Below are 1,202 nucleotides of genomic sequence, written 5' to 3'. Positions count from 1 at the left end.
GAGACCTTTGCATAGAAGCCGATTGGTGATTCTGTGATGATGGTCGAAGCAGGGAGATTCGGGATGGCGGATCGTGTTCTGGGTCAGTTGAGTCTGGCGGACGGGCTGGCGGCGTCGGACGAGACGATTTTCGACCTGGTATCGAAGGAACTGGACTGGGCACCGATCCGAACATTGCTGGGTCAGCGCAGCGGTCCCGGCTCGGGCAACACCAGCTACCCGGCGGAGGCGCTGGTGCGCTGTCTTTTGCTGGGCGTGTGGCACGGGCTGAGCGATCCGGCATTGGAGGCTCAGATCCGTGACCGGCTGTCGTTTCGCCGCTTTGCCGGCTTCAGCCTTTCGGACCGTACGCCCGATCATTCGACACTGTGGCGCTTCCGCGAGGAACTGACGCGCGAGCGGCTGATCGACAAGGTGTTTGAGGAGATCAACCGCCAGCTGGAGACGAAGGGCCTGATCGTCAAGCGCGGCACCTTAGTCGATGCGACGTTCCTGCAGGCCCGTGGGCGGCCGCCCAAGCAGCCGAAGAAGGGCCACCAGGGCCCGGCCAAGCCGTCGGCCGACAAGGACGCGCGCTGGGGCAAGAAGGGCAACAAGAGCACCTTCGGCTACAAGATGCACATCGGCGCCGACCAGGAGCACACCATGATCCGGCGTGTCGAGGTAAGCGACGCCTCGATCACCGACACCGAGGCGGCCGACAATCTGGTTTGCGGCGATGAGAAGGCGGCCTATGGCGATCAGGCCTACTACACCCATGCCAGGCATGATCGGCTGGCCAAGGCCGGGATCAAGGACCGGCTGATGCGGCGGCCCAACAAGCATCATCCCGAGTTGCCGGCGCGCCAGAAGCTGCGTAACCGGTTGATCGCCAAGGTGCGGGCGGCTGTGGAGCGGCCTTTTGCTGTGTTCAAGGAGCGCTACGGCATGCGGCGCCTGCGCTTCTTCAACCTCGCCGCCAACCGCACGCAATGCATACTAGCCGCCTGCGCCTACAATCTGCGGACCATGGTCGGCGCCCTCTATCCACCTGGCGGAAAGCCGGCATGAGGAGGAGTCTGTCTAAAATCGGCCTAAAATCGGCGGATCGGCCGGTCATGCCGGTCGATGCCATACCAAGCCGTCGAAAACTGCTTTCCCGGCCATCAAAAAAGCCCCATTAACTCACCAACCAGGATTTCGCTTCCCCGTGCAAAGCCCTC

At 62.8% G+C, this 1,202-nt stretch carries 1 protein-coding gene; it reads left to right on the top strand.

The window, feature by feature from the left end; genetic code table 11:
• Positions 1-63: 63 nt before the first annotated feature.
• Complete coding sequence (locus NKJ23_RS34430; protein WP_352685171.1) at positions 64-1,050, top strand: IS5 family transposase; 987 nt, start codon at positions 64-66, stop codon at positions 1,048-1,050.
• Positions 1,051-1,202 lie beyond the last annotated feature (152 nt).

Source organism: Mesorhizobium sp. M0184, assembly GCF_040322215.1.
Taxonomy (GTDB): domain Bacteria; phylum Pseudomonadota; class Alphaproteobacteria; order Rhizobiales; family Rhizobiaceae; genus Mesorhizobium.
Note: the sequence above shows the minus strand (reverse complement) of the source record. Positions and strands in the feature narration are given on the sequence as shown.

Coding starts and splice junctions, on each gene's coding strand:
- NKJ23_RS34430 (WP_352685171.1), top strand. CDS start 64: ATGGCGGATCGTGTTCTGGGTCAGTTGAGTCTGGCGGACGGGCTGGCG.